At 56.3% G+C, this 18313-nt stretch carries 13 protein-coding genes; 7 read left to right on the top strand and 6 right to left on the bottom strand.

Features of this window, described 5'->3' with window-relative positions; all coding sequences use genetic code 11:
• Positions 1-184 precede the first annotated feature (184 nt).
• From M5M_RS07600 to M5M_RS07585, 4 genes are all read right to left on the bottom strand, one after another.
• Entirely contained in the window at positions 185-715 is a 531-nt protein-coding gene (locus tag M5M_RS07600) for a hypothetical protein (RefSeq protein ID WP_015046898.1), read from the bottom strand.
• Between the two features lie 504 nt (positions 716-1219).
• Positions 1220-1924: a DUF6624 domain-containing protein gene (locus M5M_RS07595; RefSeq protein ID WP_015046897.1), complete on the bottom strand. Its 705-nt coding sequence runs from the start codon at positions 1922-1924 to the stop codon at positions 1220-1222.
• A gap of 16 nt (positions 1925-1940) precedes the next feature.
• The gene (locus tag M5M_RS07590; protein WP_015046896.1) at positions 1941-2693 is read right to left on the bottom strand and encodes a hypothetical protein; all 753 of its coding nucleotides are present in this window, start codon (positions 2691-2693) and stop codon (positions 1941-1943) included.
• 122 nt (positions 2694-2815) lie between these two features.
• Positions 2816-3772 (bottom strand): N-acetylmuramoyl-L-alanine amidase, encoded by a 957-nt coding sequence (locus M5M_RS07585; protein WP_015046895.1) that lies wholly within the window; start codon positions 3770-3772, stop codon positions 2816-2818.
• A 130-nt stretch (positions 3773-3902) separates the two neighbouring features.
• Here M5M_RS07585 and M5M_RS07580 point away from each other — a divergent pair, with 130 nt between their 5' ends.
• The 5 genes from M5M_RS07580 to M5M_RS07560 all read left to right on the top strand — a co-directional run bounded on the left by M5M_RS07580 (position 3903) and on the right by M5M_RS07560 (position 11602).
• Complete coding sequence (locus M5M_RS07580; RefSeq protein WP_015046894.1) at positions 3903-6536, top strand: TonB-dependent receptor; 2634 nt, start codon at positions 3903-3905, stop codon at positions 6534-6536.
• Between the two features lie 357 nt (positions 6537-6893).
• Positions 6894-8267 (top strand): SH3 domain-containing protein, encoded by a 1374-nt coding sequence (locus M5M_RS07575; RefSeq protein WP_015046893.1) that lies wholly within the window; start codon positions 6894-6896, stop codon positions 8265-8267.
• A gap of 9 nt (positions 8268-8276) precedes the next feature.
• Positions 8277-9371, top strand: coding sequence for a dipeptide epimerase (locus M5M_RS07570; protein WP_015046892.1), 1095 nt, complete (start codon positions 8277-8279; stop codon positions 9369-9371).
• A 12-nt stretch (positions 9372-9383) separates the two neighbouring features.
• On the top strand, positions 9384-10163 hold the full coding sequence (locus tag M5M_RS07565; protein WP_015046891.1) for a MurR/RpiR family transcriptional regulator: 780 nt from the start codon (positions 9384-9386) through the stop codon (positions 10161-10163).
• Entirely contained in the window at positions 10160-11602 is a 1443-nt protein-coding gene (locus M5M_RS07560; protein WP_015046890.1) for a tryptophan halogenase family protein, read from the top strand. The genes M5M_RS07565 and M5M_RS07560 overlap by 4 nt, the downstream gene beginning before the upstream one ends.
• Here M5M_RS07560 and M5M_RS07555 read toward each other — a convergent pair.
• On the bottom strand, positions 11593-12429 hold the full coding sequence (locus M5M_RS07555; RefSeq protein WP_144062414.1) for a substrate-binding periplasmic protein: 837 nt from the start codon (positions 12427-12429) through the stop codon (positions 11593-11595). The two genes, M5M_RS07560 and M5M_RS07555, sit on opposite strands and share 10 nt — an antisense overlap.
• A 51-nt stretch (positions 12430-12480) precedes the next feature.
• Positions 12481-13875: a transglutaminase-like domain-containing protein gene (locus tag M5M_RS07550; RefSeq protein ID WP_015046888.1), complete on the bottom strand. Its 1395-nt coding sequence runs from the start codon at positions 13873-13875 to the stop codon at positions 12481-12483.
• A 152-nt stretch (positions 13876-14027) separates the two neighbouring features.
• On the opposite strand from M5M_RS07550, the gene M5M_RS07545 reads away from it, so the two are divergent.
• Together M5M_RS07545 and M5M_RS07540 are read left to right on the top strand one after the other, a co-directional pair.
• Complete coding sequence (locus M5M_RS07545; protein WP_015046887.1) at positions 14028-17063, top strand: TonB-dependent receptor; 3036 nt, start codon at positions 14028-14030, stop codon at positions 17061-17063.
• Positions 17064-17206: 143 nt separating this feature from the next.
• Positions 17207-18232 carry a S66 peptidase family protein gene (locus tag M5M_RS07540; protein ID WP_015046886.1) on the top strand — a complete coding sequence of 342 codons (1026 nt, stop codon included), beginning with the start codon at positions 17207-17209 and terminating at the stop codon, positions 18230-18232.
• Positions 18233-18313: the final 81 nt, after the last annotated feature.

Here is an 18313-nt window from a genome sequence, read left to right as displayed (position 1 = left end):
GCCGCCAGGCGAGCCGTATCCAAGAAGAAAATCGAGCGATTTCATGCTGGGGCCGGTAAAGCGTTTTTCGGGGCTCAGATGATGAAACTGATACGATTGCTCTTATCTAACCCCGATCATCGTCATGTCAGTATCTTCAGTGTCAGTTTTTCAAGGTGTCTGAATTCCTGACTCTGCAATAGGGTTACTTATTGGATGCCTGGATAATTCTCAATATAGTATTGGCCTGTGTCTCGAGCTCACGTATCAGATGCGGGTAAAAATCTGCCTTATCGGATGGTAATAGCCTTTTTCCTTGTTCTTCAAACACCGTGACTTCGATTTCATGGATTATGCCATTAGCTATAAAATTAACCCGCCGCATCAGTTTCGCTTCAATAATAATAAAATTCTGGTGCTTCTCTGTGCAAGGAATGCGTTGTGACTCGATCGATAAAAAGAAGACTATGGTTGGCTTATTTATCGGCTCCTGCTCCGGAATATAATTTCCCTGGAGTCCGAAACGATTGATGATCTCGGTCGTTGCCTCTTTCATTTCTTTGCCATATTTTTCCTCAAGAGCGTAGGATTCGCCATTCCGTGAGTAAAAGCTGAAATCCACACTGTTGCTGTCGAGCTTGGCGCCAACCACAATGGGGATTTCCGGGCCATAAATGGAAGCCATAGCCTGAAGCTGGAATGCCAGTAGTATTAAGGTAATTATCAATTTATTCATGAATTCAGACCTTTTCCGCTGCGCGCCAAAGGATGAAGTGTGGTTGTCAGTTCATTTAAGTAATTATTTGCCTGCCGTCAAGTTAGCTATTCGCTGATCACTATTAATCCGGCTTATCCGGTGGTCGCTTGTCCGAAGCGCAGTATATTGGAGCAGGGGCGGTACAAGTAGGTCGTAAATATGGTGTGCTTTCAGGTTTTGCGGCCGTTGTCAGGCGATCCGTTATAGGGCGGAATAGGTGTTGGATAGGTAAGTAAACAGTCACCGAAATCTTGGCTTTTAATCGGATGCCGTAGGGTGGATTAAGCAAAGCGAAATCCACGCTGTATCGCCAGGCGAACTGTAACCAAGAAATATATCAAGCGATCTCGCGCGGCGCCAGGGGAATGTTTTTTGGGCCTCAGATGTTGAATCTGATGCCATAATTCTTATCTGACCCCAATTATCCATCACATCAGTAATAGGGATTTCTGTGATCATGCAATTACTGTATGACCTGGCCATCTACTTTGTATCGCATTGCTCTGGCTTGTAAGGTACACCCTGTGGCCATTCCATTTCTAAGTCAGGATGTATGCCTGAAAGCTGAAGCGTCCAGCAATAGAAGGAAGGAAGCCCTATACGTTTGCGCCTTTCATCAATGAGCCCTGGTGTGACTATCTGATAGAACTCTATGCGGTCTTTCATGTTATAGGTCTGAAATCCGTAGACTTGTGGCAGGTTGGAGTTTCGTCGGTTTCTGTCGATCAAAGCGGAGTATGATCCGTTTGATGCCTCGCCCTGTGCGACCGCCTCCCACATTTTCACGGCTGCCTGATTCTGAATATGCAGATGGTTGTCCAAATGTTGAACCAGAAGCCATATGTGCAGCGCAGTATCCTCGCCTACCACCGACTTTTTCGGCCATCCGCATTTTTGCAATAAGTCGGGAATATATACGGCGTTGCTTTTTTCCAGAGCCAGAATGTCCTGGAGGATGGTGTCGTCACTGAGCTTCAGTCCCGGTTTCCAGCTCTTTCGTAGGTGTTGATCTTTATCTGCCCGGATTTTTAGTTCAGATTTGAGTGCTTCTGTATCACATAAATCACTCGATAGCGCATTTAGTGGTACAGCGGCAAGCATAATGAAAAGGATGCAGACAATTCGGAGTTTACCGACGTAGATTTTGTAGTTCGGTTCCTGCTGGTCGTGCCACGAGGATCTTTTCATAGGGGTCTTTTTCTCGCTATTTACCGGGGTCTTCACACGTTGAGCCAGACTCAGGCTGGCATTTCTTGAACTTAAAACCTTTGATGCTTTCTTTTGCGCTGAACAGCACATACAAATCCGGGTTCATACCACTGCCTTTTCCCTGCCAGTTATACAGCACGGCGTTACTGGTTAAGCGATCTTTTACTGCTTCGGCGATGAGTTCCTGATTTGTCGCGGACTGCGTAATCCAGGCAACGCAGAGAGAGTCGTTGCATTCCAGCGCTTCCAGATTAGCCGTCGATAAGCTGCTGATACTGCTCAGGGCTTCATGTTGCTGGTACCGATTGCGGGCGCTTAGTTCGGTGTTGGATCGCGAGAACTCATCCAGCAATAGCTGGAATTCCTCGTCTAAAAGCGTTTTTGCCACATCGAGATTCAGGCTGGTTGCTTTGCCCGCCTCGTCATGATTGATCAGCGCACGGGATATGGGGATTGGTAAGGGTGTGGACTCAGCCGCCTGAGCGGATTCAGCCGGCAATTGCGTTTCGCTTATTCCCGCGCTTGTATCAGGCGTAGCCGTCAGTGGTGTTTCGGGTGCCGGATCTGATGACTGTGCCACCCAATCGGCGCCTGGTTGCTGCCGGCGCGGCAATGCCGTCCTGGCTTCTGCCAGAGTGCCCTGATTGATGGATTCGTCCTGTGCCGGCGTTTTGCCGTCCGAGTTTAACGTCCAGCCAATATAGGAGGTCGCCGACAGGCAGAGAGTCAGTGTGAATATCCGCTTCATGCGTTGTCATCCTTGTCTTTCTGTTCTTTACCGAACCGATCCCGGCTGGTGGCTACTGCGCTTATGCTCCTCCGGACATGCCAGTCGCTGCAAGTCGGCAGTTATCGCTCTGGCCTATGGGTTTAATCGGGGCATGCTGCAGGTGCGTTCTGATCCATCCCGCTAAGATCCACTTCCGGCCAATACTCCTCCAACAACCCCAACAACAACGCCCGCGTATGCAAATCCGACAGGCCATCTGCCTTGTGCTGCCGGAAGTGGTATTGAAACGCGCGGGTGTAGCGCTGGATTTCGTACAGGTTGGCTTCGCAGGGTTTTATCCCGTAGCCGTAGGCGGCAAGCCAGTGGGCGAACTGGCGTTCGTCGGGCGTGGGTTCGGGCAGCGGGGTGGGATTTTCCGGATCGGGTTTGTTGACCCATTCGTTCAGCACTGGCGCTGGCGCGGCTTCGAGTGCGCGGTAGTGGGCCAGTACCTTGTCGTCATCGGGCCAGGCGCCAATGCCCTGGGCGGCCAACCATTGCCAGGGGAAGCGGGGGCCGGGGTCGTTTTTGCGGAAGGGTTGAATGTCGCCGTGACCCACTACGCGGGTGGGGGTTATGTCCGGGTAGCGGACGAGAATGTCTTTGGCGAGCCCGGCCACCAGCTGCATCTGCACCGGATCGAAATCTGGGAAGAAGCAGAGGCTGTCGGTGCCGGTTTCCATGGGCGGGTGGCAGTGCGCGAGGTTGACGATTTCGATGCCGATGGATTGGTCGTTCAGGGCTTCGCGGTCTTCCCAGGCGCTGGGCCCTGCATGCCAGGCGCGTTTGTTTTCATCCACCAGTTTGTACACCCGGAGATCTGCATGCGGATAGCTGGGGTCGTTGGATTCCGGCACCAGGTAGTGGGAACTCACCGGGGAGCCGCTTGGCAGGGTGAGCGCGCGCAGGGAGCGGTCAAAGTTGATGGCGGTGTAGTGCAGCACCAGAAAGCGTACCCGGTCGTTGGTGTTTTCCGAGGGGTGATGTTCCAGCGAGTAGGGGCTGGTCTGGCAGGCACACAGGCAAAGGGCCGCCAGCCAGAGGGTCGGGCGCAACATAATAAAAAATTCCTTTTAGCAATCCACTTAAAGAATAATTCTTGACAAGGTGAAATTCAACGAATAATTTATTCGTCCAGTTGGACAACGTTGTCCAGCTGCCCCCTATAACAACAAACGGGACCGAGAAATGAACAATACGCTGCAGCAGGCCATCCGCTTGGCCAACCGCACCCTGCTGGGTCTGGGTGTACTGGCGTCGGCGCCACAGGTGCTGGCCAATGACGAGGCGCAGGCCATCGAAGAAGTGCAGGTGGTGGGTATCCGCGCCAGCCTGGAACAGAACGTGAACATGAAGCGCTTTGCCGGCGCGGTGGTAGATGCCATTACCGCGGAAGACATTGGCAAGTTCCCGGACAAAAACGTGGCCGAGGCGCTGCAGCGCATTCCGGGTCTGTCGGTTTCGCGCGATTTTGGTGAAGGCGAGCGGGTGTCCATTCGCGGTACCGACAGTTCCCAGAACATCACCCTGCTGAACGGCCAGACCGTGGCCACCTCCGAGTGGAAGGTGCTGTCGGCCCTGTCGCGCGGTTTTAACTACGCCATGCTGCCGTCAGACCTGATTGCCAGTGCCGAGGTATATAAGTCACCCGAAGCGCGCATCGACGAAGGCTCGCTCGGCGGCACCATTATCCTGCGCACGCGCAAGCCGCTGGACCTGGAATCGGGCACCGCGTCCCTGAGCCTGGAAACCCAATACAGCGAGCTGCCGGGCGAGTGGGATCCTTCCGCCTCGGCATTCTATTCCTGGAAAAATGACGACAGCACCATTGGCGTGCTGGGTTCACTGGTGTACCAGGACCGCACCGTCGAGCGCCACGGTTCCGAAGTGCTGGCCAACTATGTGCCCACTACGGCACAAGACACCGGTGAATCGGTTTATGTACCCTGGGGTCTGGGTTCCGCCCTGTTCCAGCAGCAGCGCGAGCGCCGCGGCGTGGATCTGGCGGTGCAGTACAAGCCCACCGAAGCGTTTGATGCCACCCTGCATTACCTGGCCTCTGAACTGGGTGCCAGCAACATGAACCAGAACTTCCTGCCACTGGCCCGCAACGCGGTGCGCGATGGCGGCACCAACACCCAGGTGGATGCCAACGGTGTGGTGACCTCGTCCGAGATCGACGGCAGCCTGGCGCCGGCACATGTGGCCTACGATGTGATTTATCGCGATGGCTCCAGCATGGACACCGATGTGGTGGACCTGGACCTGAACTACGACATGGATGGCATCCGCCTGCACGGCCAGGTGGGTCGTACCACTTCTGAAGGCAAAGCCAACGACGACTTCTACGAATTCTTCAACCGCCCGAACGACGACCGCGTGTCCTGGACTTACACCAACGCCGGCCGCCCGAGCGCCAGCTTTGACAACAGCGACTGGATTACCAACCCCGCCGACGAGTTGATTCTGAACGGTTATTTCGAATCGCGCATTGTGATGACCGACGCGGAAAACTACGCCCAGGCCGATGCGCAATTTGATGTGGAATTTGGTCCTGTTAACGAAATTGAAGTGGGTATCAAACTGCGCGACCGTGAAATCACTCAGGACCGCTTGCGCACCACCGCGGCCAACATGGCGCCCGATGGTTTTGGCGATGCGGCTGATTTCTGGAGCGGGGCGGTGGTCTCTGGTTTGCACAGCGAAACCGGTTTTGGCCCGTCCGCCTATTTTGATCCGGACCGTGCCAAGCTCAATGCCTACTTTGGCGCATTGCCTGATTGCGCGGACGGTGTAACCGCCACCTGTGCCAAACGTAACCAGGTGTGGTACCCGAGCATTTTTGATATTTCGGAAAAAGTGAATGCGGCTTATGTGCAGGCCAACTTCGCCCACGAAGACTCCGGTATTCGCGGTAACGTGGGTTTGCGTTATGTCACCACCGACACCGATTCCGGCGCCTGGAGTTTTTCCAGTGCCGAAGGCGATTACGTCTACGATGTGGTGAAAGCCAACTACGCCGATACATTGCCGAGCCTGAACCTGGCCTGGGACATTAACGACAGCATGGTGCTGCGTGCCGCGGCGGCAAAAGTGATTGCCCGCCCGAGCCCCAGCCAGCTGACGTCGTCAGTCTCGGTCACGCCGGAATCCGGTCGCGGCAGCGGCGGTAACCCCAACCTGGAACCCTACCGCGCCAACCAGTATGACCTGGGTATGGAGTGGTACTTTGCTGAAGGTGCGGTGGCCGCAGCCACCCTGTTCCGCAAGGACATTTCCGATTACATCTTTACCGAAATCCGCGAGGAAAATGTGGTAACGCCCGATGGCGTGATCAACATCCCGTCCATGTCGCGGCCGCAGAACGGGCCTGAAGTGAGCCTCTCGGGTGTGGAAACCCAGCTGCAATACACCTTCGATAACGGCTTTGGTGCGGTGGCGAACTACACCTTCACCGACGTGGGTGATGCCACGCTGGTGGATGGCACCACCGCCACGCTGCCGGGTAACAGCAAGCACATGGCGAACCTGAGCGCGTTCTTTGAAAACAATCTGCTGAGCGCGCGCCTGGCTTACAACTACCGGTCTGAATACTTCAGTGCCCAGACTGGTGTAGGCAAGCTGTACCGCGACAAGCAGTCTTCACTGGATGCGCAGTTCAGCTACTACGTGACCGAAAACCTCACCCTGCGGGCGGAAGCATTGAACCTCACCAATGAAACCGTGAGCGATGTGTTTGAACTTACCGATGGTCCTACTTTGCAGGGCAGTGAGTGGGAAAACGGCCGCCGCTTCTTCCTGGGTGCCAACTACAAGTTCTGATTTCCCTCGGCCCTTCGGGGCCTTTTTTGGCTTCTGTTCCTCCTCTCCAGTGGCCCTTCTGATGCCGGCGTTGTGCCGGCTTTTTTTGTTGGGGCGCGGGGCGGGCATCCGCTTCCCTGTGGGAGCGCGGGGCGGCCATCCGCGTCCCAGCCGCGAATGGACCAGGTGCCAAACCCTTCGCGGCTGGGAAGCGGATGGCCGCCCCGCGCTCCAACAAGATGCGCCTAACCACCAAAATTTCCATTGAAGTAATTATTCTTCGTTGTTGTGGTGCTATGAATAATGTATTCTTGCTGTATGTTCCCGCACAGGCTGTCCAATGCCAGAGCCTGCGGGTGATTTATTAAAGGCGACATTATGAGAACCCTGTTGGCAGCATGGCTGCTGGCCTGGGCCTGCGGGTCCGTGGCGCAATCATTCAGTACCGACGTGCCAGGTGTGGAGGAGTCCATGCTGGCGCCGGCCTATTGGCTGGCGGGGGCATCCGACGGTGTGCGCCTGAGTCCGGCGCGGCTGGCGCAGTGGAATGCCCGTAATCTGGCGGACGACCCTTACCTGATGGACCCGTTAGCGCTCGGTGATGCGCTGTCGGGCACGCAATTGGCCAGGTGGTTGTCTGGCGTCAGCAGCAAAGCCGGCAGCCCCCGTTTTTTCCGCACCGGCGAAGCGGTCACTGAGGCAGATTGGGCCCGCTGGCAATCGGCGGCGCGCGCGGAGCAACTGCCGGCAAAGATACCGGTGCGTTTTGGTCTGGTGGTAACCCGCGCGGCGCTGCGCAGCTTTCCCACCGATGAAAAAATTTATAAAGCCGCAGGCGATTGGGACCTGGACCGGTTTCAGGAATCCGGTGTGTTCCCTGGCGAGGCGGTAGCGCTGTTGCATGAAAGCGCCGACGGTCACTGGTGGTTTGTGCGCCACTATCACTACGCCGCCTGGATTCGTAAATCTGCCGTGGCCGAAGCCAGTCGCGAACAGGTGGCGGCATTTGTGAATGCGCCTGATCGTTTGATGATTACCGGCGCGCAGGTGCACACCAACTTCAACCCGGAAGAGCCGCGCAGTTCGCGCGTGCTGTTGGACATGGGCGTGAGCTTGCCGCGTTTGCGCGCAGCCGAAGTGGGGCATTCGGTCAATGGCCAGAACCCGTATGCCAGCCACATTGTGCAACTGCCTGTGCGCAATGCCGATGGCAGCCTGGCGCTGGTGCCCACGCTGATCGCGCGTTCGCAGGATGTACAGGCGGGCGCGCTGCCGTTAACGGAAGCCAACATCCTGCGCCAGAGTTTCAAATTTCTGGGTGAGCGTTACGGCTGGGGGCACGATTATTACGGCCGCGATTGCACCGGCTTTGTGGGCGAGGTGTATCGCAGTATGGGCTTGTTGATGCCGCGCAATTCGGGCCAGCAGGGGCGCAGTAAATTCGCACCCGGCGTGTGGTTGGATGGCCGCAGTCGCGATGAAAAGCTGGCCGCCATTGCACAGTTGCGCATTGGCGATCTGATTTATATCCCCGGCCATGTGATGTTGTACATCGGTGAGGTGAAAGGTGAGCCCTACGTGATCCACGATGTCACCGGCTTGAGTTATTTCACCGGTAACGCAGCGGGTGAGCAGTCACTGTACACCGGCACCTTGTCGGGTGTGTCGGTGACGCCGTTGAAGCCGCTGCGGTTGAATGAACAACAGGATTTTATTGACGCAATCTATGCGATCAAAACCATAAGTGAGTGAGAGCAATTGATGAAAATTACCAATATCCGGCTCGGCAAGCTCAAGGTGCCGTTGATTACGCCGTTCAAAACGGCCATCCGCACGGTGGATTGCGTTGAAGACGTAATCGTACTCATGGAAACCGATTGTGGCCGCGTGGGCTACGGCAACGCGCCGGCCACCGCCGCCATTACCGGCGATACCCACGGCTCGGTGATCGAGGCGATCAATACCGTGTTCAAACCGTTGCTGATCGGCCGCGATGTTGGCGAACTGAACCAGCTCACCCAGATTATCCAGTCGGCCATGGTGAAAAATTACAGCGCCAAGGCGGCGGTGGAAATTGCCTTGTACGATTTGTTTGCCCAATCCTTTGATGCGCCTTTGTACAAAATTCTGGGCGGTGGGGAGAACAGCATGACCACCGATATCACCATCAGTGTGGATTACATCGACAAGATGGTGGCCGACGCCCAGCGTGCGGTAGAGCGCGGGTTTGAAATCCTCAAAGTCAAAGTGGGCAAAGATATCCGCCTGGACATGGAGCGCATCAAAGCGATCTATGCCGCGGTCGAAGGCCGTGCACTGTTGCGTTTGGACGCCAATCAGGGCTGGACGCCCAAGCAGGCGGTGCACGCGATCCGCGCGCTGGAAGATGCCGGCGTGGTACTGGAACTGGTGGAGCAACCGGTGCGCGCACACGATCTGGAAGGTATGCGCTACATCACCGAGCGGGTGCACACGCCGATCATGGCCGATGAAAGCACCTTCGGCCCCATCGAAGTGATCGATCTGATCCGCCAACGCGCGGCCGATATCATCAACATCAAACTGATGAAAACCGGCGGCATCGCCAACGCCATCCGCATTGCCGATATTGCCGGCGTGTACGACGTGGAATGCATGATGGGCTGCATGCTGGAAACCAGTATCGGGGTGTCGGCAGCGGCACACGTGGCGGCGGCCAAATCGGGCGTGGTCACCAAAGTGGATCTGGACGTACCCTCCCTGTGCCAATATGATCCGGTGATTGGCGGTGTCAGCTACAAAGACGCCGATATTATTCTCAACCAGACGCCTGGCCTCGGCATTGAACGCATCGACGGCCTGCAACTGCTGGATTAAGGACACAATGCCATGAGTTGCCTGTTAAAAATGCGGGCCATGCGCGATGAGTTATCGGTTAACGAACGCAAGCTGGCGGATTTTATTCTGGAAAATACCCAGCTGTTGCGCGACTACTCCTCGCAACAGCTGGCCGATGCCGTGGGTGTGTCGCAATCCAGCGTGGTGAAGTTTTCCCAGAAAATGGGTTACAAGGGTTACCCCAGCCTGAAGCTGGCGGTGTATGAAACCTATGCCCAGGAAACGCGCCCGGAAGGCGGCGAGGTGAGCCTGCTCACCAATCCCGGCACCGCGCTCTCAGCACTCGGCCAGAAAAAACTGGAAGCGCTGGAAAACACCGTGCGCATCAACGATATCGCCGAGCTGCAGCGCGCAGTGGAGGCGGTGCGCGGCGCCCGCTGCATTCAGATTGCCGCCTGTTCAGGGTCTGTGTCCGTCGCGCGTTTTCTGGCGCTGCAGCTGTTAGAGCTGGGCTACTGGACGGTGTTCGATCAGGATCTGGAATTACAACGCAAGGTGGCTGCGCGCATTGAAGAGCGCGATGTGCTGTGCATTATTTGTGATTTCGGCCGAGAAGAGCCGCTGGCCGAAGTGGCCCGCACGGCACGCGCGCGCGGCGCTCAGGTGTTGAGCCTCACGCGCTACAACCACAACGCCGTGAGTATGCACGCGGACATCAATTTGTTTGTGGTGCCCTCGGAAGATGAGCGGGTGTTGCAGCGCCTGTTGTTCCGTTCGGCGCAAATGCATTTGGTGGAAAGCCTGATTGCAGGCCTGCTGCTGGACTCGTGAAACCACCCCGTTCACTCGCCATTGTGGGCGGCGGCACGGCAGGCTGGATGGCCGCCTGTTTGCTGCAGGCCGCCTGGGGCGATGCCTGCACCATTACCCTGATTGAAGATCCGGATACGCCCACCATTGGCGTGGGTGAAGGCTCGACGCCTTTGCTGAAGCGGTTCTTTTCCCGATTGGGGCTCTGCGAATCCGACTGGATGCCCGCCTGCGATGCCACTTACAAAGCCGGTATTCTGTTTGATGGCTGGTCTGCCAGTGAACCCGATTATTTTCACCCGTTTTTTTCCGCGCTTGATCTCAACACCGGCGATGCATTTTTTCATCAGGCTGATAGGCGCCGCCGGGGTGCTGCGGTTGATGCGCGGCCAGCGGATTATTTTGTGGCGGCACAGGTGGCCGAGCTTGGGTTGGCGGCAGCGCCTGCCAACGCTTTGCCGTTCGAGGTGGACTACGGTTATCACTTTGATGCGGGCAAGCTGAGTGCGTTGCTGCGTCGCCACGCCTGTGGCCGGGGCGTGCGGTATCGCCCGGTAAAGCTAGCCGCGGTCCATACGGATGATCAGAGAATCACCGGCCTCGCGCTGGCCGATGGCACGGAATGCAAGGCGGACTTTTATCTGGATTGCACCGGCTTTCGCAGCCTGTTGTTGCAGCAGGGATTGGGTGTGGGATTTCACCCTTACACCGATGCACTGTTAAATGATGCGGCCGTGGTGTTGCAGGATTCTGTGCCCTTGCCAGGTTTGCCCGCGCGCACCCGCTCAACCGCACTCACCGCCGGCTGGGCCTGGCAGATTCCATTGCAGCAGCGCACCGGCTATGGCTATGTGTACAGTCGCCGGTTTTGTGCGCCCGACCAAGCGGCTGCCGAGTTGCGCGCTCACGCGGGGGTGGGCGCTGATCATCCGGTGCGGCATCTGCAATTTCCGGTGGGGCGGGTGCATCAGCACTGGCAGGGGAACTGTCTGGCGGTGGGTTTATCGCAGGGATTTGTCGAGCCGCTGGAGGCCACCGCGCTGATGCTGGTGCAATCCACCATTGAATTATTTATTCAGGCTCGGGAGGTGGCGTCGTTCAATGCCCATATCAACCGGCTGTTCGATGGCGTGCGGGATTATATTGTGGGCCACTATCTGCTGGCCGGGCGCAACGAACCTTATTGGCAGGCGGCGCGCGACACGCGCTGCGCCAGTGAAGCCTTGCGCGCATTGCTGACGCGTTGGGATCAGGGTCAGGATCTTCACAGCCTGTTAGCGGGGCCGCTGGGCAGTGTGTATATGCGCCCCAGCTGGTATGTGTTGTTGGCAGGTCTCGGGCGTTTTCCCCGCGTGCAATGTGCGGACAACAGCGTGGGCGATTCGGCCCGTCATCAATGTGAACAGCTGGCGCGCGCGCACTTCTCCGATCATCGCCGTTGGCTGGCGGCTCAGCGGTAGTCCGGCACCAACTCAATCACCGTGCGCGATTGATTCAGGATCTGTTGGCCAAACACGAATGCGGGCATGCGGTTTACCAGCGCCTGGTAGCTGCCGTCGGCCATGGCGCGCGCCAGGCCTGCTTCAATGCGGGAGCGGATCTCGGGATGCTTGGGGCTGACAAAAAAGTAAAACGGCGCCGGGTAGTGCAACAGCAAGCCGGATTCCATGGTGAGCTTGCCTTCACTGTATAAATCCAGATCGTCTTTCACCTCAAACAGGCCGCGTGGAAAGTAATCAAACCGGCCGGCAATCAGCATCTTGAATAGGGATTCATAGTAGATCGACGTTACCGTGGGGATCTGGTTGTTCTTCAGTAATCTGGCGTCGGGCCAATGCCCCCCGATGCCGGCTTTGAGCGTGCGTAATTGTTCGAGGTTGGCGATGGCGTCAAAGCGGGCCTGATCGTTCAGCCGGATCAGCAATACCCGGTGATCGCTGAGTGCGCCGAGCAGTGAGATGGGCACGAAATCCAGCTGCTGTTCCCGGCGTTTGCTGGTGGATGTCCACATGGTGTTGACCGGCCCGCCCTTGATCATGTTGGAAATAATCCGTTCGGAGGATTGGGCGCTGGGGTAGTACTCGAGCTGGTAAGGGCCATGGCTAGGCACGGTTTTTTCCAGACACAGCCTCAGCAGGGGAAAGAAAAATTCACTGTCTGCCACCGTCGACACATCCCGGGTGGGGACTATCACGGTCAGCGGCTGTTGGGGTGCGGTAGCAGCGCCTGGCTGAGACAGCACACACAGGAGCGTGCACAGGGCAATGCAGGTAATTCGTTGTAGCACGGCGTGACATCGTTGGGCTGCGGTTGATTGAGACTAGCGCAGCCCCTTGTGTCATTCAACCAGTTGCCACTCCATCTTGTAGCGCCACTGCTCAAAGTAGAGGTTGCCGCCGCGCCATTCCACTTCGCCGCGCTGTGAATCCACGGTTTCTGAGCGGACGTGCTGTTTGGCAGGCACTAAGGGCTGGCTGTAATCGGTATTGAATATCAGCCGGTAGGCATCGAGCCGGCCCAGATAAAACCAGCGCAGGGCCGGGTTATCACTTTCCAGCTGGCCGTGGGTGACGTCCATGGGCAGCCAACCATAGGGCGGTAAGTAGAACTCGCCCCAATCGTGCATGGTGTCAAAATTGCCTGGCCCGAACTCCCAGCCCGATTGCCAGCGTGCCGGTATGCCGTTAAGCCGCAACAATGTAATCAATAGCAAGGTTTGCTGACCGCAATCGGCGTGGCCCATGCGGTGTGCGTAATCGCTGATATTGCGGATGGTGGAATACTCGCGCGCGCTGGCCCAGGGAATGCTGTCTACGTGGGCGAACAGCCGCTGGGCAATGCGGTAGGGATTGCTTTCCAGCCCCACCAGCTGGGCCGACAGGGCTTTGAGCGCTGGCGTGAACTGGATGTGTGGCGCGCGCTCACCCAACCAGGCGCGGGCCGGGTCTGCCGGCGCGAGTGGCTCAACCGCATCGGCATCCACTGTGGCGCCTTTGGCGTGACTCACAAACCGGTAGCGCTGGCTGAAGTGGGTGGGCTCGCCCGCGCGGGCCACCGCCTCCATATACAGCGTGCGCTGAGGGGTGCCGTTGGGGGCAAGTTGAAAGCCGGTGTGGCTGGTGCTGAGCAGTTCTACGCCGGTCTGTTCGCCGGGTAATTCCTGTGGAAACGGCAACCACACGCGCACCCGTTCGCCGTCAGGCACGGCATCGGCTTTAACGGTGAGCGAATAAGTCACTTCAAATTGCCGATTGGGCGGGGTTTCTGCCTGCAATACCGCCTCATGATGGGGGTGCAGCCAATACAGCGGGGCTTTGTCGGTAAAGCGTTGGTGATCGGGTAGCAGAGCGCGGGCCGCTTCATCGGTCTGGAACAGGTTGTAGGCGGCGCGGGCAAAATAACGGCGTTCGCCATCTATGTTCTTATATTCGAATCGGCCCTGGCTGAGCCATTGCCGGAATTGCGTGTCGGTTACCGTGGGCAGGTAGCGGGTCACGCTGGCTTTGAGTCCGGCTTCATCCAGCGTGAACTCCATTTCTATCCGGCGCATGCGCTCCAGCTCAAAGCCCAGCCGGGTTTGCAGGTCTGGCGCCGGCCGTTGGCTCTGTGCCAGTTGAATGGCGATACGGGCCTGACGGTAGTGCCCCTGATCAATTTGTTGCTGCAACTGGGTCAGGTCCAGGGCAAATACACTGCTGCAATACAGGCTCAGCAAGGCCAGGGCGCTTTTCATGGCAATCTCGTCGGATTAATAAATTATTCTTCATTGAGGAATAATTTATATTTACAGGAATATTTAATGTTGATAAATTATTCGTAAGCAGTGGCTACGTCAAGCGGTAGGGTGGGTCGCTCTCAGAACCAATAACAACAGAGGACAGAGATATGTCTAGTCATCCCCGGGGTTTCGAATTGAAGCGCCTCGTCACAGCAACCCGTAACGCCATCAGTAAGCCTGCAGCCTATTCGGCGGCGGTGATGGTAGGCGCATTATTGGCGCTGCCTGCGCAGGCCCAGCTTGCCGGTGGTATCAAAGGTAAAGTGAGTGCTGAAGCCGGTGCCCAGGTGGAAGGTGTGAAAGTTACCGCCACCAGTAACGTGATGCCGAAGGCGCGTACCGTAACCACTTCGGGCGACGGTAGTTATAACCTGCCGCTGCTGGTGCCGGGTAAATACCTGCTGACCTTTGAAGCCGCCGATGGCAGTGTGCGCACTGTCAACACCGAAGTGTTGCTGGAGCAAACCACGCGCGTGGATATGGTCATCGACAGCCAGTTGGATGCGGCTGAAATGGAAGAAGTGTACGTGATGGGGCAGGCGATTAATCTGGCTGGTAACGCTTCTGTCGCCAATGCGATTGGCGCAGATGTGGTTGAAGGTGTGCCGGTGGGACAGGACTACCGCGACCTGATGAAATTGATCCCTGGTGTACAGTACTCTGAAAATTCTGTTCTGGGCCCGTCCGCTGGTGGCTCAGGCGTTGATAACTCTTATGGTTTTGACGGCGTAGACGTTTCTCTTCCTTTGTTTGGTAATCTGGCGTCCGAACCTTCCACGCACGATGTGGAAATGGTGTCGATTAAGCGCGGCGGTGCGGCGGCCATCGGCTTTAACCGCGCCGGTGGTTTTGCCATGAACACCAAATCCAAATCGGGTACCAATGAGTTTCACGGTAATCTGGAATACAAAATTCAGCCCAAATCCTTTGTATCGGACATCAAAAACGGCGCTACTTATGAGCTGGACCAGAGCTGGTTTACAGGCGCTGTAAGTGGGCCGATTGTTCAGGATAAACTGTTTTTCTACGGTTCCTATTATCGCCCGGAAGTCACCCGTGAAAACAAAGAAACCGCTTATGGCCCTGCAAAAGATTATCGCAGTGTGCGCGATGAATACTTTGGCAAATTGACCTATGCGCCGATCGATTATGTGCTGTTGAACCTGAGCTACCGTACGTCAGATCGTCTGGGTGAGGGTTTGTCTGTGGGGCAATTTGAGCGCGATGATGTGTCTCTGGGCGAAAAAGCCGATCAGGATATTCTGACTTTTGACGGCTCCTGGATCATCACGCCCGATACTACCCTGAGCTTTGCATACAACAGCTTTGCATTGGAAACTGCGAGCCTGCCCGATAACCTGCTGGCGGTTGTACCTAGTACCGGTGCCTCGCTGGATTTGGCCAATCTGGATCAAATGGGCTATTTCACTGTGCCCACATTGCTGGATAACGCCACTACGCCAGAGGAGTTGGCTTACAACGCTCAGGCTCAGGTGCTGATCAATCAATACGGTTACGACGGCACCAATGGCAAAACCGGTGGCGGTGCTGTGGGTGGCTACTCGTCCATCAACAACCAAAACTTCTTCCGTGATTCGTTTGAAATTGCTTTGGATCATGAACTGAGTTTTGGGTCTACTACCCATGAACTGCATGTGGGTTTCAAATATTCGAGTGCCAAAGAGGAGCTAAGCCGCTTCTCGAACGGTTGGGGCTCGGTTGAATACATTGGTGGTTTGGAAGCCGGTTCTGATGCAGGCGCAACGCCGGTGTTCTATCAGACACTGACTCAGCAGCAGAGCTTGGTTGACGATAGCGGTGAAGTGGTACCGGTAATCAATTCCTACATTGAAAATTACAATCTGGAATTAAATGACACCATTACGCATGGAAACTTCACCTACAACATCGGTGTGCTGATTTCAAAAGATGAATTGTACGGGCAGGGTTTGCGTGAAAAAGCCGGCACCGTTTCTGGCTTTGAGTTGGCAACCGGCAACAAGTACAAAATGTACACTGTTGACTGGAAAGACATGATCCAGCCGCGCCTTGGCGTAACCTGGGCTTATAACGGTCAGGATACTGTATTCGCCAACTATGCCACCTACAACCCGGAAGCCACCTCGTTGCCACGTGCAGCGTCCTGGGACCGCAACCTGGCACGTGAGCTGTGGGTAGAGTTTGATGAAAATGGTGATTACATCGCCTCGCGTCCGAAGCGTGCATCCAGCGGTAAGTTCTTCCAGGAAGGCATGAAACCCCGCACTATCGAGGAATTCACCTTCGGTACTACCAAAGGCGTGACCGATCAGCTGAGTGTGCGTGCGCACGTGCGTTACCGTGAAGGTTCGCACTTCTGGGAAGATATCTGGAACTATGCCCGTTCGAGTGAAGGTAACCCTTACAACGCGAATACCGACAGAGGTGTACCGGCGCACATTGAAGCACGTGGTGACTATGTGCCTAACCTCGCTGACGTGCGCGCAGAAATTGGCGGCTCATCTTACGTGATTGCCGAGATGGATGATGGTTACACCAAGTACTGGGAAGTGAACCTGGAAGCCGAGTGGGTGGGTGAACGCACTTATCTGAGCGCGTCATACACTCGCAGCCGCTACTGGGGTAATTTCGATGCCGACAACTCCACCGGTGTGAATGATGCCAATAACTTTGTGGGTTCATCTTACATTGCGGACGATACCGGTAAATACATCTGGGATCACAAAGAGGGTACCCTGAGCGGGGATCGACCACATATTTTCAAAGCCTACGGCTACTACACTACCGATTGGAAAGCCAATATCGGAGCTTATCTGGTGTTTCAGTCGGGCCAGCCATGGGAGAAGTGGTCTGGTGCCTACTATGGCCTGCCGGATAACAGCTACTACTACACCACCAATGCCTATGCAGAAGACGCGGGTAGTCGCCGCTCACCCTCTCATTGGCAGCTGGATCTGAATTACACCCAGAACTTTGCCGTGTATGAAGGTGTAACGCTTAAGTTCCGCGCTGATCTGTTCAACGTATTTGATCGTCAGACCGGCTACAACTACGACCCCTATGATTACAGCGAAACCTTCGGGCAGGCGCGCAGCTACTTCAGTCCTCGCCGCCTGCAGTTGTCTTTCGGTGTTGACTTCTAAGGAGTCTATCCAGGCACCTCCTCCCTCAGGTGGTGCTGCCAGCCGGACGCTGGTAGCCTGAATGACCGAGGCAAACATTGGGCCCGCGCTGCGGGCCCTTTTTTTAGAAAAATGATGGAGCTCCCATGCATCGCAGAACGTTAATGAAATCCTTGATCGCTGCACCGTTGCTGGGTGCGCTGGGCAGTCAGGCTTTGGCAGGTGCCAGTGGCGCGCCCGCGCGCCAGTTGGCGCGGCGTTTACAACCGGGCATGACCGTGGGCCTGATTACGCCGGCATCCAATGCGCCGGAAAACGAAGACATACGCTTTGCTGCGGACGTGGTGCGATCGCTGGGTTTTAAGGTTAAAGAATCCAGGCACTTGTACGCACGCAATCAATATCTGGCGGGAACCGATGCACAGCGGGCCGCAGACGTGAACGACATGTTCAGCGATAAATCGGTGGATGCTATTTTTTGTATGCGGGGCGGCTACGGTACCCCGCGCATACTGCCGCTGCTGGATTACAAAACCATTGGCAAAAACCCCAAGGTGCTGCTGGGCTACAGCGACATCACTGCCTTGCACAATGCGATTCACCAGCGCACCGGGTTGGTGACCTTTCATGGCCCCATTGCCGGACAGAATTTTACTGATTACACCTACGCTGAATTCAACAAGGTGATGATGCAGGCGCAACACCCCGTGGCGTTGGGCGAGGCGCCGCCATTTGATGCCGCACCCGGCCGCGTGGAAAGAGACAACCGCATCACCACCTTTGTGGGGGGGCGTGCGCGGGGCCGCTTGATTGGCGGCAACCTCACCTTGATTGCCAGCGTGATGGGCACGCCGTTTCAGCCGGATTTCCGCGATGCGATCCTGTTTCTTGAAGATGTGCACGAGGCCCCGTACCGCATCGACCGCATGCTCACCCAGCTGTGGCTGGCAGGGGTATTCGATCAGGTGGCCGGGGTGGTGCTGGGTAAATTCACCGACGCCGGCACAGACGGCAATACTTTCAGTCTGGAGCAGGTATTCGAACAGCGCTTTGGCCAACTTAAGGTACCGGTGGTGCGCGGCCTGATGATCGGGCATGTGAAAGACCAGACCATAGTGCCCGTGGGTGGACAGGCGGAACTGGATGGCGATAGCGGCCGTTTAACCCTTACCGAAGCCGTATTGCGCTGACGGGGCAAGCAGGCTGTTAAAATCCTCTGCGGGCTCCCGCATTCAGGGGGTTTATCAATAGCCTGCTTATCCTATAGGCTC

Source organism: Simiduia agarivorans SA1 = DSM 21679 (assembly GCF_000305785.2).
GTDB lineage: Bacteria > Pseudomonadota > Gammaproteobacteria > Pseudomonadales > Cellvibrionaceae > Simiduia > Simiduia agarivorans.
Note: the sequence above shows the minus strand (reverse complement) of the source record. Positions and strands in the feature narration are given on the sequence as shown.

Coding starts and splice junctions, on each gene's coding strand:
- M5M_RS07565 (WP_015046891.1), top strand. CDS start 9,384: ATGAGTTGCCTGTTAAAAATGCGGGCCATGCGCGATGAGTTATCGGTT.
- M5M_RS07580 (WP_015046894.1), top strand. CDS start 3,903: ATGAACAATACGCTGCAGCAGGCCATCCGCTTGGCCAACCGCACCCTG.
- M5M_RS07595 (WP_015046897.1), bottom strand. CDS start 1,924: ATGAAAAGATCCTCGTGGCACGACCAGCAGGAACCGAACTACAAAATC.
- M5M_RS07540 (WP_015046886.1), top strand. CDS start 17,207: ATGAAATCCTTGATCGCTGCACCGTTGCTGGGTGCGCTGGGCAGTCAG.
- M5M_RS07575 (WP_015046893.1), top strand. CDS start 6,894: ATGAGAACCCTGTTGGCAGCATGGCTGCTGGCCTGGGCCTGCGGGTCC.
- M5M_RS07570 (WP_015046892.1), top strand. CDS start 8,277: ATGAAAATTACCAATATCCGGCTCGGCAAGCTCAAGGTGCCGTTGATT.
- M5M_RS07590 (WP_015046896.1), bottom strand. CDS start 2,693: ATGAAGCGGATATTCACACTGACTCTCTGCCTGTCGGCGACCTCCTAT.
- M5M_RS07585 (WP_015046895.1), bottom strand. CDS start 3,772: ATGTTGCGCCCGACCCTCTGGCTGGCGGCCCTTTGCCTGTGTGCCTGC.
- M5M_RS07545 (WP_015046887.1), top strand. CDS start 14,028: ATGTCTAGTCATCCCCGGGGTTTCGAATTGAAGCGCCTCGTCACAGCA.
- M5M_RS07550 (WP_015046888.1), bottom strand. CDS start 13,875: ATGAAAAGCGCCCTGGCCTTGCTGAGCCTGTATTGCAGCAGTGTATTT.
- M5M_RS07600 (WP_015046898.1), bottom strand. CDS start 715: ATGAATAAATTGATAATTACCTTAATACTACTGGCATTCCAGCTTCAG.